Annotated in this window: 12 protein-coding genes; 1 reads left to right on the forward strand and 11 read right to left on the reverse strand. The window is 62.7% G+C overall.

Annotated elements, in window-relative coordinates; translation table 11 throughout:
- Positions 1-21: 21 nt before the first annotated feature.
- Entirely contained in the window at positions 22-1,029 is a 1,008-nt protein-coding gene (locus FM113_RS05060) for an ABC transporter substrate-binding protein (RefSeq protein ID WP_176387083.1), read from the reverse strand.
- 163 nt (positions 1,030-1,192) lie between these two features.
- Here FM113_RS05060 and FM113_RS05065 point away from each other — a divergent pair, with 163 nt between their 5' ends.
- The gene (locus FM113_RS05065; protein ID WP_087012154.1) at positions 1,193-2,170 is read left to right on the forward strand and encodes an Lrp/AsnC family transcriptional regulator; all 978 of its coding nucleotides are present in this window, start codon (positions 1,193-1,195) and stop codon (positions 2,168-2,170) included.
- Between the two features lie 23 nt (positions 2,171-2,193).
- Here the strand turns inward: FM113_RS05065 and FM113_RS05070 are convergent, their stop codons facing one another.
- The 10 genes from FM113_RS05070 to pyrE form a co-directional block, all read right to left on the reverse strand.
- Positions 2,194-3,387: an amidohydrolase gene (locus FM113_RS05070; RefSeq protein WP_087012262.1), complete on the reverse strand. Its 1,194-nt coding sequence runs from the start codon at positions 3,385-3,387 to the stop codon at positions 2,194-2,196.
- 171 nt (positions 3,388-3,558) lie between these two features.
- Positions 3,559-4,344: a sulfite exporter TauE/SafE family protein gene (locus tag FM113_RS05075; RefSeq protein ID WP_087012156.1), complete on the reverse strand. Its 786-nt coding sequence runs from the start codon at positions 4,342-4,344 to the stop codon at positions 3,559-3,561.
- Positions 4,345-4,416: 72 nt separating this feature from the next.
- Positions 4,417-5,955: a gamma-glutamyltransferase family protein gene (locus tag FM113_RS05080; protein WP_254908878.1), complete on the reverse strand. Its 1,539-nt coding sequence runs from the start codon at positions 5,953-5,955 to the stop codon at positions 4,417-4,419.
- On the reverse strand, positions 5,945-6,676 hold the full coding sequence (locus FM113_RS05085; RefSeq protein ID WP_254908879.1) for a FadR/GntR family transcriptional regulator: 732 nt from the start codon (positions 6,674-6,676) through the stop codon (positions 5,945-5,947). The genes FM113_RS05080 and FM113_RS05085 overlap by 11 nt, the downstream gene beginning before the upstream one ends.
- An 80-nt stretch (positions 6,677-6,756) precedes the next feature.
- Complete coding sequence (locus FM113_RS05090) at positions 6,757-7,476, reverse strand: ABC transporter ATP-binding protein (protein WP_217895957.1); 720 nt, start codon at positions 7,474-7,476, stop codon at positions 6,757-6,759.
- Entirely contained in the window at positions 7,473-9,332 is a 1,860-nt protein-coding gene (locus FM113_RS05095) for an ATP-binding cassette domain-containing protein (RefSeq protein WP_087012162.1), read from the reverse strand. Before FM113_RS05095 ends, FM113_RS05090 begins: the two co-directional genes overlap by 4 nt.
- Positions 9,333-9,335: 3 nt before the next feature.
- On the reverse strand, positions 9,336-10,241 hold the full coding sequence (locus FM113_RS05100) for a branched-chain amino acid ABC transporter permease (protein ID WP_087012164.1): 906 nt from the start codon (positions 10,239-10,241) through the stop codon (positions 9,336-9,338).
- Between the two features lie 72 nt (positions 10,242-10,313).
- The gene (locus FM113_RS05105) at positions 10,314-11,471 is read right to left on the reverse strand and encodes an ABC transporter substrate-binding protein (RefSeq protein WP_140393288.1); all 1,158 of its coding nucleotides are present in this window, start codon (positions 11,469-11,471) and stop codon (positions 10,314-10,316) included.
- A gap of 25 nt (positions 11,472-11,496) precedes the next feature.
- The gene (locus tag FM113_RS05110) at positions 11,497-11,994 is read right to left on the reverse strand and encodes a RidA family protein (protein WP_217895958.1); all 498 of its coding nucleotides are present in this window, start codon (positions 11,992-11,994) and stop codon (positions 11,497-11,499) included.
- Positions 11,995-12,229: 235 nt separating this feature from the next.
- Positions 12,230-12,784 carry an orotate phosphoribosyltransferase gene (gene pyrE / locus FM113_RS05115; RefSeq protein WP_087012170.1) on the reverse strand — a complete coding sequence of 185 codons (555 nt, stop codon included), beginning with the start codon at positions 12,782-12,784 and terminating at the stop codon, positions 12,230-12,232.
- Positions 12,785-12,790: the final 6 nt, after the last annotated feature.

Below are 12,790 nucleotides of genomic sequence, written 5' to 3' on the forward strand. Positions count from 1 at the left end.
TTCCTCTCCAGTTGCAGCGAACTAGTTGGCGGACGCGGTCAGCACCTCAGAGACGTCGATTGGGGCGTCAAAGAATCCGATGTCGACAAGCTTCTGGTCAACCTCCGCGAGCTGCTCCGGGTCGATCTCGCTGGGCCAGTAAGACTGGGGCATCTCGGCCGGCGTCAGCTTGAGCCCGGCGCGGTCGATCACGTGCTGTTTCGCTTTGTCCAGGTTGTCGCTCGCCCAGCCGGCCGACTTCGCGATCCCGCGCTGGAACGCCGCGACCGCCTCGGGGTTGTCTGTGGCCCAGGACGTTGAGGCAGCCCATCCGGTCGTGGCCGAACCGCGCGGAAAGAACTCCACACTCGGGTTCATTACCCGTGCCATGCCCGCAGCATCAGCCTCGAGTGAGAACGGGCTGACGAGGAAGGCCGCATCGATCTGATCGCTCTTGAGTGCCTCGAGTGCGGGAACGAAGCCCAAATTCATCCACTCGATATCGTCCGTTTCAACACCCGCCTCGTGTAGGACCGAAGTGATGGTACCGTCCGGCTGCCCTTTCAGCTCGGGAACCGCGATCTTCGCGCCGGCGAGGCCCTGGAGATCAGTGATGCCGCTGCCCGGACTCGTGTACACCCCCACAGAGGTGAAGTCGCGCTGCTCCTCCCGGCTCGCGTCTTGGGCGTCGGGGTTGATCCCGTCGGAAGCCGCGATCAGGGTAATGGGAACATTCTGGCGTGCCATTTGCAGTGCGGAGATCGTGGGTACGAACGCGAGTTCCAGCTTGCCTGCTTGGAGGGCGGCTGTTGCCGCGGCGATATCAGGCAGGTCTACGACCTCGACATTCAGCCCCTCATCTGCGAAGAACCCTTCCTCGATCCCCATGTACAGGGGTTCGGCGGCGATCGAGTTCTGGGCCTGGACCCGGATCGTGACGGGCTTATCGCCCGCGGCGCTCTCCTCCGCGGGTGCGGTGGAGGAACACGCCGCGAGGGTGAGGGCCGCTGCAGCGGCAAGGCCCCCCATGACAAACTTGCGAATCTTCATTGAGTGCAATCCTTCTGTGGGTGGCGGGCGGGGACGTGCACGCGCTGGCCTCCGGAAAACCCATTCGACCGACGCTGGTTGAATCAGCCTCCACAATATGCTCAGGTGACCCATCTCGTGTCTAGCTGTTGAGTTTCTGAAGGAATCAGCAGATAATGTTGCCATGAATGCCATGAAGGTGTTGGATCAGCTGGATCGCCAGATCGTCGCCGCACTCCAGGTCAACGGTCGGGCAGGATGGCGCCGGATCGCATCGGTTCTGGACGTTCCCGAGCGCACGGTGGCAGCGCACGGTGCCGAGCTCCTCCGCACGGGCCAGGTCCGCATCACCGGATTCACGCTGCTCCCGCAGGGCGGCGTCCTCGACAGCGCGATCGCGAGCGTCCGATGCCTGTCGGGAATGAACCGCATGACCGCGACCGCGGCGGCGGCTCGGGCCAACTCGGTATTCACCTATCTCACAACCGGCGACGCGGATTGCGTGTTCGAGCTCATCAACGAACGCTCCCGCTCACTGTCGGTGCTGCTCGACGAGCTTCCCGGCCTCCCGGGGGTCGCCGGAGTCGACACCGCGACGATCCTGCGCCTCTACAAGGGCATTCACCAGTGGCTCCCGGGGATCCTTGACGACGCTCAGGTCCGCGCGCTCACAGATCGAGAACAGCGCTGGGAGCCAACCGGTGCGGTCGAACTCGCCCCGCTCAGCCGCGAGGAGCAGGAGATCGCCCGTTTGCTTGCGCTCGACGGTCGGACCACCATTGAGGAGCTCGCCCGCGCGACCGCGCTCTCGCCGGCGTCAGCGCGCCGCCGGCTCGCGCACCTTCAGGCAAGCGGCCGAATATTCGACCGCGCGGTCATCGAGCCGGCCGCGCTCGGTTTCCCGGTCGAGGCGATCCTACGCATCCGAACCTTCCCGGGACGCACCGAGTCCGTGGCGAAGCGACTGACCCAGGTCCCCGAGGTTCGCTACCTTGCGTTCACCACCGGGCGTCATCAGCTCTTCGTCGACATCGCGTGTGTTGACCACGCCGCGCTCGCGGACTTCCTGATGCGCGCGGACTGGACCGAGGACGCCGTGGAAGTCGACACCTCGATCGTGCTGCAGGCGATGAAACGCAGCGGTCTCCGAATGGATGTGTAACGAGCGCCTCGGCACCCAGTGCCTCACTTCCCCAGCGCGCTCCGCAACACACTCACCGCGGCGCGCACCCCCGTACCGAGCGTTGGTTCCATGACCGGCAGGAAAAACGGTGAGTGATTGACTGGCGGGTTCTCGGTTCCGGCCGGGTAGGCCCCAAACACCCAGTACACGTTGGGGACGCCGGCCCCGGCTGCGAGCCAGCCAAAGTCCTCTGACCCCATCGCCGCGGGAAGTTCTGCCACTTGGCTCTCGCCGAGCTCTCCTCGCAATGCCGTGCGTACACCCTCGGTGGCGGTGGGGTCATTGAACAGCAGGGGGAAGCGGTACATTTCTTCAATTTCGGGGGCCGGTGCGCCGCTGGCCGCGGCCTCGGCGTCAAGAATCCGGGTAATCGCTGCCAGGACCTGGGCGCGGGTCTCGTCCGTGAGTGTGCGGATGTTCAGTGTGAACTCCGCCCGGTCCGGAATGATGTTCTCTTTGAGGCCAGCGTGAAACGTACCGCACGTCAGCACCGCAGGCTGCTGCGGCGCGAGCTCGCGCGACACAATCGTCTGCAGCCGCACCACCATGTGGGCCCCCAGCACGATGGGGTCGATGGCGTCCTGCGGCTGCGAGCCGTGGGATTGGCGTCCACGGACAGTCACCCGCAGTGAGTCCGCCATCGCCATCGCACTGCCCGAGGCGATCCCCACGGTTCCCGCGGGAATCTCGGAGACGACGTGCTGCCCAAAGACGATCTCCGGCACCGGGGCCCGATCCCACAGTCCATCGGCCACCATCGCCGCGGCCCCCTCGGCGGTCTCCTCACCGGGCTGGAAGATCCACACAATCGTGCCGCGCCATTGGGCATGCTCGCGCTGCATGATCCGCGCCGCGGTGAGCGCTGCGGCCACGTGCGTGTCGTGGCCGCAGCCGTGCATCACAGGAACAGCAGTGCCGTCGGGCAGGGTTCCGGTCGCCACTGATCGGTAGTCCGCCGGGGTGTCTTCCTGAATGGGCAGACCATCAGTGTCCGCCCGGAATGCAACTACGGGACCGGCCCCATTGCGCAGGATCGCGACCACACCGGTGCCCCCGCAGCGGAAGTGCTCGATGCCCAGCTCTTCGAGCTTGCCCTCGATGAATGCTGCCGTCTGGTGCTCCTGCATCGAGAGCTCTGGATGCTCGTGGAGGTGCCGATAGCTTGCGTGCAGCTCGGCCTGTTCGGATTCCAGCATGGTCGTGGCAGACACTGAACGCTCCTGGGGTGTCCGGACTGGCGGGATGCCCCGCACCGCACGGCCGCGCCAGTCCGGCCGCGGGGCCGCGACCTCGCTGGCACGGAAACACTCGGTGAATCCAGCCTATCCGGGGCGCTGATCTACACGCCAGGCCCTGACCCCGCGACGCTACTTCTTTTTCCGACCCTGCACGGTCTTGAAGAGCATCTGACCCAGCACAAACGCGAGCAGCAGCGAGAACGCCACGTTGGACCAGAACGGCGGAATATGCGTAGCGATCACCGAGCCCAGCGGTGAGAGCACGCTCGCTGCGATCCCCAAAATTGCGGCAGACCGCAGGTCGACATTGCGGCGCCGCGCGTTGCCGATGGTGCCCGAAATCGAGCCGGGAATCAGCATGATGAGGGAGGTGCCCTTGGCGATCAGATCGCTCGCCCCGAAGAAGAACATCAGGACGGGAACGACGACGACACCGCCACCCACGCCGAGTAGCCCCGAGAGCACGCCCGTGACGAGGCCGGTCACCACAAGCAGGGTGAGGATGAGTGCACTCTTCTCGATCTCCGCGTCACGCTGCGGGACAACAAACCACAGACTCACCACGACTACGGCAAGGAAGCCCATGAACAGCCAGCGCAGGAACCCGGTGGGCACGCGCGAGAGCAGATAACTCCCGATCTGAGCACCCACGATGACGCCAAGCGCGAGCGCGATCGCCGCGACCCAGTCCACATTGCCCTGGATCGCGTAGCCGATGCCGCCCACCACGGCGGCAGGCAGAATCGCCGCCACCGAGGTACCGGCGGCAAGCCGCTGCTGGAACCCGAGGAACATCACGAGCATGGGCACCAGTACAACTCCGCCACCGATCCCGAACACCCCGGAGAGGAGGCCGGTCAGTGCACCGAGGAGGGCAAGAACGAAAATACTGGAGCGGGGAGGGGTCTGAGTCATGGAACGTCGATTCTGCGAGTGCGTGCGTGGAGCGAGACTGGGGCGAGGCGGGCGCCGTGCGGCCCGCCTCGCTCAGCTCGGGGCCTGCACGACCACGGCAGAACCGTCGGAACGGGGGTCGCTTGCGGCTTCGTACCCTGCGGGGGTCACCCGGATGAGATTCGAGTGGCCAAGATCTTCGGTGAGGGGCGGCACCACGGTGACCGGGAATCCGGCGGCCGCGATGGCCCGTTGTGTCTCTGGGGGAACGTCAGCCTCGGCCATGACAGTCGCGGGACCGTCCCCCGGCCACTCCTCGACCATCCACCGGGGCGCGTGGGTCGCCTGCTGCGGTGTCGCACCGGCGAGCGAACGCAGGAGCAGCTGCGCGTGGATCTGTGGTTGAGCGGCCCCGCCCATGGTGGCGGGAACCCAAGCGATCTCGTCGTCGCGCAGGATCAGGACCGGCATCAGCGTGTGCCGGGGACGCTTGCCCGGCCCAAACGCATTCGGAGATACCGGATCAAGTGCGAAGGAGGTTCCCCGGTTCTGAAACAGGATCCCTGTCTCAGGCTCAAGGATGTGCGCACCGAAACTCCAGTACACGGAATTGATGAAGGACACGGCCCAACCGTCATCACTGATCGCAGCGAAGCCCACCGTGTCGCCACTGGCCTTCGCGGCACCAGCGACGGGCCACTCGGGCGCGGGAAGCTTCACGAGTTCTTGTCCCGTTGCGCCGCCGTGCCGCGGGTCGGCAAGGTGGCTGGCGCGCAAAGAGTTTGCGTGGTGGAACGCGAGCGCGAGTTCGCCCGCGCCCGCGCCCAACGGATCCGTGATACCCGTAGCAACGGCTTCCAGTGCGCGAAGCAGCATGAACCCGGATGTATTCGGCGGACCGGTGACTACCCGATGCCCCTCGAACTCGCCCTCGAGCGGCTCGGCCCAGTATCCCTGGTAGTCGCGCGCGTCCTGCTTCGTGATCTGTGAGCCCAGGGCTTGCAGGCCAGCGATCCACAGGTCCGCAGTCTCGCCCTCATAGAACTCGGCAGACCCGCCCGCGGCGATCCTGCGGAGCGTACGGGCGAGCGCTGGCTGGACGAGCGGAGCACCCTCCGAGATCGGTTCCCCTCCCGGGTAGAACACCTCACGAGCGCCCGGATCCTGCTCGAGCGATGCGCGGTCTTCGAGGAGCGCTGCGGCCACGGACTTCGAGTTCGGGAAGCCCTGTTCCGCGTGGCGGATCGCGTCGGTGAAATGCTCCGACCAGGGCCGCGTCGCCCCGAGTTCATGCAGCGAGTTCCAGCCGCAGATCCCACCCGGCACCGTCACCGTGTCGATTCCGCGAAGCGGGAGCGCCTCGCCGTGCTTTTCGCGGAGCGCGTCGAGCGTCTGCCCGGCAGGTGCGGCACCGGTGGCATTGAGAAAGCGAATCTCACCATCGGGGCTCCGCACAAGGGCGACGAGATCACCGCCGAGCGCCACGTTGTTCGGATACACAACGCACAGCGTCGCCGCCGCAGCGAGCGCGGCGTCGATCGCGTTTCCGCCGGCACGCAGCGCCGCGGCACCGGCCTCCGTTGCGAGGTGATGCGACGTCGAAATCGCGCCCCCGGTCACCTTACTGATCACTACCATTCGCCTTTACCCTCACCATCGAGTTGCTGACTGATGCTCGCGCGATCTCGCGACTAATGTCGTACACGTGTGCGCGCGCTTCTTCTTCCGCAAGCGCCCCATCTCCGGCGGCAATCGCCTCGTAGATACGCCGGTGCGCGACGCTTGAGGCCTGCCGCCGAGCCTTAGTCTGGTAGCGGCTAGCCCTGCTCGGCGCGATCTGATTCGCGATCTGCTCGTTGATCAAGGACAGCAAGGGGTTGTGGGTGTACTGCGCAATCGCCTGGTGGAACGCGCGGTCCAACTCGGCGTATCGCTCCTTAGTGACGTCGACTTCCATCGCCTTCACCAACTCTTCGAGTTGGATGACGTCCCGTGGCTGCGCCCGCGCAGCGGTGATTCGCGCGATGGGCGGTTCCACGATTGCGCGCAGTTCCATAATGTCGGTGAGTTCCGATCGCATTGACGAGAAGGCTTCAATGACGTCTTCCGACGCTCGTGATGTTTCACCCGGTGCCAAAATGATCGTGCCTCGACCCGGCCTACGGTCGATGAGCCCCCGGTTTTCGAGCTCGCGCAGCGCCTCACGAACCGATACACGAGACACGCTCAGTAGCTGGGCGAGCTCTCGTTCCGCTGGAAGCTTCTCTCCCGGAGTCAACTCACCCTCGAGAATTAACCGTTCAAGATCGACCGAAAGACGGTCGGGCACGGAGAGTGTTTCTCCCCGGCTCATCGAACCCCAGTCCATAGTGTTCACCCATTCTCAATCTGTTGCCTCGGCTCAACCCGCACCTGCACGCCTGGTTGACGCGGCTAACTTGCCGCTCCAGGACTTTTCCCGAAGTAGGCCTCGTGGAGACGCTCGTCGTCAAGCATCACACGTGCATCGCCACCGCCAGAGAGGGTCCCGGTTTCCATCAGGTACCCGCGGTGTGCAATTGATAGCGCCATCCTGGCGTTCTGTTCAATGAGCAGCACACTCGTTCCCGCGGCATTGATCTCACTAATGATCTCAAACATTTGAGCCACGATCTTCGGCGCGAGGCCCATTGAAGGCTCATCGAGCATCAGCAATCTAGGTTTCCTGATCAGCGCGCGTGAAAGCGCAAGCATCTGCTGTTCGCCGCCCGAAAGCGTTGCCGCCGTTTGATGCTTCCGTTCTTCCAACCTCGGAAACCGCGCGAAAGCATCTGAGATCTCCGACCCGAGGTCCGTAGTTGCACCCCAGTGCGCCACCTGCAGATTCTCAAGTACGCTCATCCGGCCAAAGATGTGCCGCCCTTCTGGGACCAGGGAGAGTCCCCGTTTCACCCGCTGCTCAGCGCGCAGATGTGCGACGGGAGATCCTGCAAGTTCGATATCGCCACGGTGCTTATTCAGTCCGGCAACGGCCCGGAGCAGACTACTTTTCCCAGCCCCGTTTGCACCGACCACCACAACGAGCTCGCCTTCGTCCACGTGCAGGCTGGCGTCCAGCACCGCACGAACCACTCCGTAGCGCACATTCAAGTCACGAACTTCAAGCATCTTCATGCTGCATCACTCCCCAAATAAGCCTCGAGCACGGCTGGGTTCGTACGAATCTGCGCGGGCGTGCCATCCGCGATAATGACTCCGTGATCGAGCACCACGATCCGGTCGGAAACCCCCATGAGCAAGTCCATGTCGTGCTCGATCAAGATGACGTCGATTCCATGCTCCCGGATCCGGGCGATAAGCGTGGAAAGATCACGTGTTTCGCTTTCATTGAGTCCGGCCGCCGGTTCATCGAGCAGAAGCACCTTTGGTCGCGTCATCAGGGCACGGGCAATCTCCACTTTTCGCTGTTGATATGCGTCAAGTGATGATGCCCGCCGATCACGACACTCCCACGCGTCAACGAAAGCGAGCACCTCCTCGGCTTCTTCGACCGTAAAGCGCTCGCTGCGCCGCACAAAGGGGAACGGGGAGAGGAACTTCGGCACGAATCCGGCGAGCCGTGCGTGTCCACCAACCAGGAGGTTTTCGAGAACCGTCATGTCCCAAAAGAGCCTGACCGTCTGGAACGTCCGCGCAATCCCCCGCGTCGACACGGCGCTCGATTCCAACTTCTCGGTCCGTTCGCCGTACAACTCGACGGTGCCGGACGTAGCTCGAGTGACCCCTGATATCGCGTTCAACAGAGTGGATTTTCCGGCACCGTTCGGCCCCATGAGTCCTAGCACTTCTCCGTGCCGCAAATCAAACGTCACCGACTCCAGCGCGGTGAGACCGCCAAACACCTGCTTCATCTCGCGCACTTGCAGTACGGGAGTTCCCGAAGCGACTCCGGTGAGATCCGCTGCCTGGACCAGATCCCCCACGGGAGGAATGCTGCCACCGCGGGCGCGGGTCAGCTCCAAACGTTTGGACACGATCCCTCCTGGTCGCAGGATCATCAGAACCACAACAATCAGAGCGAGGAGCCCTGTGCGAAACTCTGGGTGCGCTTGGATGAGCGGAATGTCCTTTGCCACCGCCTGGAAGAAGATCCAGAGCACCGCCCCGGTAATCGGTCCCCACAGTGTCCCTGCTCCGCCAAGGATCACGAGGCTCAACACGATGAAGTTGTCCTCGAGTGTGAAGCTATCTGGGTTGACGAACTGATTCATGTGCGCGAAGAACACTCCGATCACCCCAGCTGTCGCGGCCCCAACCACGTAGGCCAGAAGCTTGTACCGTCGCGTTCGGATCCCGATCGAGGATGCGACAAGTTCGTCTTCTCGGATGGCAACCCAGGCACGACCAACCGGTGATGCGATGAGCGAGGCCAGCGCGACAACCAAGATCACGACAACCGTCAAGATGATGTAGTAGGTCGTTGTGGGGGCGACCATCCCGCCGTCTACAAAGTTGAGGGGCGGAATATTGCGAATGCCCACCGCCCCACCAGTGAATTCGGTCCAGTTGATTGAGACGATTCGCACGATCTCCCCGAACGCAAGCGTCATGATCGCGAGATAGTCTCCGCGAGCACGCAGTGTGGGGTACCCAATAATGGAGCCCGCTATCCCGGCAAAGACGATAGCGGCGACGATGCTAATGGGCAGTACCCAGGCGAGAGCCGCGGGGTTTTCCGCAAGCATGGGCCCGAATGTACTGACCGTAAAGATTGCCGCCGTATAAGCCCCAACGATAAAGAAAGCGATGAAGCCGAGGTCGAGCAGCCCGGTAAGTCCGACGAGGATGTTCAATCCGGAAGCCAATGCAACATAGACCAGCGCGAGAGCAGCGACTCGGATCCATTTGTCCCCGGGGAGTACCAGAGGTGCCAGCAGGCCGAGGACCAAGAAGACCCCGGGCCAGAGCCAGCGGTGAAGCCCCAACTCTGGCTTGATGACCACAATTGGAGTGGTGTGTGTATTAGACATGGTTTAGACCTTTTGTACCTCTCGTCGGCCGAGCAGGCCCTGCGGGCGAAGCCACAGGATGATCACGAGAATCCCGAACGCAATGACGTCTCGATAGGCGGACCCCTGTGGCACGTATGCCGCAGCGAACTCCTCGCTGATTCCCAGCACCAGTCCCCCAACAAAGGCCCCGGGAATACTGCCGATTCCGCCCAGAACCGCAGCAACAAGTGCTTTGAGCCCGGGGAGAAAGCCCATCGTTGCGGCTGCAAAACCATAGCGTTGCGAGTAGAGCAACCCTGCGATGGCAGCCATTGCTGATCCCAGAACAAATGTCGTTGAGATCACTCGATCAACGCCGATGCCCATGAGCCTCGCCGCGTCCTTGTCTTCGGCGGTCGCCCGAATCGCTCGACCAATTGGGGTGAATCGAATCACTGCCCAAAACGCGAGAGTGACAAGCACAGCGACGGTCAACACCACCACGTCGATTCGCTGCACGCGAGCTCCCAGCACAATGAGCGGTTCACCAAGGTCCGGACGTTGCACCGGAACCTGAGCCGCACCGAACAGGAAGGTCGCGACAGCGCGCAGAAGCATAGACACGGCAATTGCGGTGATCAGCATCGAGAGAATCGGTGCATTTCGCAGTGGCCGATACGCGATTCGCTCGATCAACCATCCGATGAGTGAACCCACGACCACGCCGATCGCGATAGCGAGCCAGGCCGGGAGCGCGGTACTGTCAACGGCGTTGCCCGCGATCATTGTGTGTGTCTGCCCGGCAACGAGCGCTCCGAATGCGCCAAACATGAAGATCTCGCCGAAGGCAAAGTTCACCATTCCGAGTACGCCGTACACGACGCTGAATGCGACGGCGAGGAGGCCGTAGATCCCACCGACCGCGAGTCCATTGATGATTTCCTGCATCACTTGTCTCCGTAGTGAGTAGTAAATGGGGAGTGCCCTAGCGGGTGCCCGGTTGGGTCACCCGCTAGGGAACTATTCAGTAATCACAGCGAACTTGCCGTCTTCGACCCGTTGGAACGTCAGTTCGCCGACTCGGTTGCCCTCGTCATCGAAGCTGATGTTCCCGGAGACTCCAGCAAAGTCCTTGGTACCTCGGATCGCTTCAGCGACCTCGGCTCGATCCGTTGACCCAGCGGACTCAATCGCGTCGGCAACGACATACGTTGCGTCGTAGGCGAGCGCGGCCCAGGAACTCGGTTCTTTGTCGTACTTCTTGCTGAAGCTCGACACAAACCCCGAGGACTCAGCTCGTGGATCGCTTGCAGAGAATGCTGCGTAGACCTCAACGCCTTCCGCGTTCTCGCCCGCGAGGTCGATGAACAGGGGGCTTGCCGCGCCATCGGAGGCAAAGATCGGAAGGTCTGATCCTGCATCACGGATCTGGGTCACGATCTTGCCGGCTTCGGTGTAGAACCCTCCAATGAACACTGCATCGGGGTTGCCCTTGAGCGCCGTATCAACCGTGCTGCCAAAGTTGACGGTCCCGAGTTGGTAGGCCTGTGAGCTTGTAACCTCACCCCCGGCCTCCTCGATTCCTGCGGTGAAAGCGTCCGCGACTCCCTTGCCGTAATCATCCTGCTGGTACAGGACCGCAACCTTCTTCACCCCGCGGTTTTCTGAGACGAATTTGGCCGCTTCAGCACCTTGATATGCGTCGGTGAAAACCGTGCGGAAAAACACGTCGCTTGCCCCGCTGAGTTCGGGCGATGTTACTGCGGACGCGACAACGGGCAGCCCGCACTGCGTGTAGATCGGCAAACCCGACAGTGCGACGCTGGAGAAGCTGAATCCCAGCACGGCTGGCACATTGGCGTCGTCACAGAGTTCCTGTGCAATCACCGGTCCATTCGCGGGCTTCCCCTCGTCGTCGATCACTTCGGTGGAGAGGTCTCGGCCAAGCACTCCGCCGTCGGCATTGATCTCTTCAATGGCAAGGTCGATACCCTCGCGCATTTCCAGACCGTAGCTGGCAAAGTCGCCCGAGAGCGTCGCCGTGTACCCCAGTGGGATCGCGCCTTCTGGGGCTTCGCCGCCTTCGCCGCCGTCTCCGCCACCGGAGGAGCACGCACTCAGTACAAGCAGTGCAGCTCCCGCGGCGAGCGCAAGACCGGCGGTCTTCCTACTTCCCATGATGATCACGTCCGCCGGTGATCGATCAGTCGATCGTCTCGATTGTCATCCAGTTCTCGAAGCAGTGGTTCGCTGCGAGAGAGGTGACGCCGATCGTTGCGCGGCCGCCGAGACCAGCTTCGTCTCCGAAGACATCTCGGAACAGATCCGTCGCTCCCGACGAAACCAGGTTGACATCAACGAAGTCGGGCGCGGAGACGACGAAGTTCAGAGAGTTCACGAGACACTTCACGTTGTCGAGCGATCCCAGAGCAAGTCGCATGGTACCGAGGCAGTTCAGCGCGGTTCGGCGAGCCGCCTGGTAGCCCTCTTCAATCGTCACCTCGGCACCCAGGCGACCTGCGTGAATCGGCTGACCGTTCTTGCCGAGCGCGTCTTCGACGTGCCCTGAGATGAACAAGAGGTTTCCGGTCTTATGGAAAGCCTTCATCGAACCATAGAAGGTTCCGTGGTAGCCGCCCTGCGTGTAGTCGGGGATCTCAAGACCAAGCTCTGCGACACGGGCTTCAAACGAAACAGACACCATTATCTCCTTCATACATCTCTACGTTGAGTGTTGTACATCGGTTCGCTTTAGCCAGTTGGTCTGACCAAATGACCGACTGATGATGATGCTAGCAATCAGGCTCCGCCAAGGGAAGTGTTTTCAAAGCGAAAGATCTTCGCCGGAATATTGTTGGGTCTCAACAACACCGAAGCCCGGACGCAACTGCGTCCGGGCTTCGGTGTTCATGGGCGGCGTTGCCGCGTCTCACGAGTTACTGCGGCAGCAGCCCGAGATCGTCGAGGCCGATTGCGTACCGGTACTCGTAGCCTGCCGCTTCGATCCGCTCGCGCGCGGGAGCCTGACGGTCGACAACCACGGCGACCGCCGCGACAATCGCGCCGACCTTCTCGAGCGCTTCGATCGCCTGCAGCGGGGAACCGCCCGTTGTCGAGGTATCCTCAACCACGATCACGCGCTTACCCTCAAGGTCCGGGCCCTCGACCTGGCGGCCACGGCCGTGGTCTTTCGGAGCCTTCCGCACCACAAACGAGTCGTAGACCTCACCACGGGCTACGCCCTGATGCATGATCGCCGAGGCGATCGGGTCCGCACCCATCGTGAGACCGCCGACGGCGACAACGCCATCCACATCGGCGATCAGGTCGAGCATGACCTGACCGATCAGGGGTGCCGCACGGTGGTCCAGGCTCAGCTTGCGAAGGTCGATGTAGTACGTCGCCTTTTTGCCGCTCGTGAGCGTGAAGTCGCCGTGAAACACGGCCTCGCTGGTGATGAGGTCGATGAGCTGTTCGCGCGCGGTCGTCATGCCCGC

This window comes from Leucobacter sp. 7(1), assembly GCF_900163635.1.
Classification (GTDB): domain Bacteria; phylum Actinomycetota; class Actinomycetes; order Actinomycetales; family Microbacteriaceae; genus Leucobacter.

Bases quoted from the DNA above. Each gene is read 5' to 3' on its own strand.
- FM113_RS05060 (WP_176387083.1), bottom strand. From the start codon at position 1,029: ATGAAGATTCGCAAGTTTGTCATGGGGGGCCTTGCCGCTGCAGCGGCC.
- FM113_RS05065 (WP_087012154.1), top strand. From the start codon at position 1,193: ATGAATGCCATGAAGGTGTTGGATCAGCTGGATCGCCAGATCGTCGCC.
- FM113_RS05070 (WP_087012262.1), bottom strand. From the start codon at position 3,387: ATGCTGGAATCCGAACAGGCCGAGCTGCACGCAAGCTATCGGCACCTC.
- FM113_RS05075 (WP_087012156.1), bottom strand. From the start codon at position 4,344: ATGACTCAGACCCCTCCCCGCTCCAGTATTTTCGTTCTTGCCCTCCTC.
- FM113_RS05085 (WP_254908879.1), bottom strand. From the start codon at position 6,676: ATGAGCCGGGGAGAAACACTCTCCGTGCCCGACCGTCTTTCGGTCGAT.
- FM113_RS05090 (WP_217895957.1), bottom strand. From the start codon at position 7,476: ATGAAGATGCTTGAAGTTCGTGACTTGAATGTGCGCTACGGAGTGGTT.
- FM113_RS05095 (WP_087012162.1), bottom strand. From the start codon at position 9,332: ATGTCTAATACACACACCACTCCAATTGTGGTCATCAAGCCAGAGTTG.
- FM113_RS05100 (WP_087012164.1), bottom strand. From the start codon at position 10,241: ATGCAGGAAATCATCAATGGACTCGCGGTCGGTGGGATCTACGGCCTC.
- FM113_RS05105 (WP_140393288.1), bottom strand. From the start codon at position 11,471: ATGGGAAGTAGGAAGACCGCCGGTCTTGCGCTCGCCGCGGGAGCTGCA.
- pyrE (WP_087012170.1), bottom strand. From the start codon at position 12,784: ATGACGACCGCGCGCGAACAGCTCATCGACCTCATCACCAGCGAGGCC.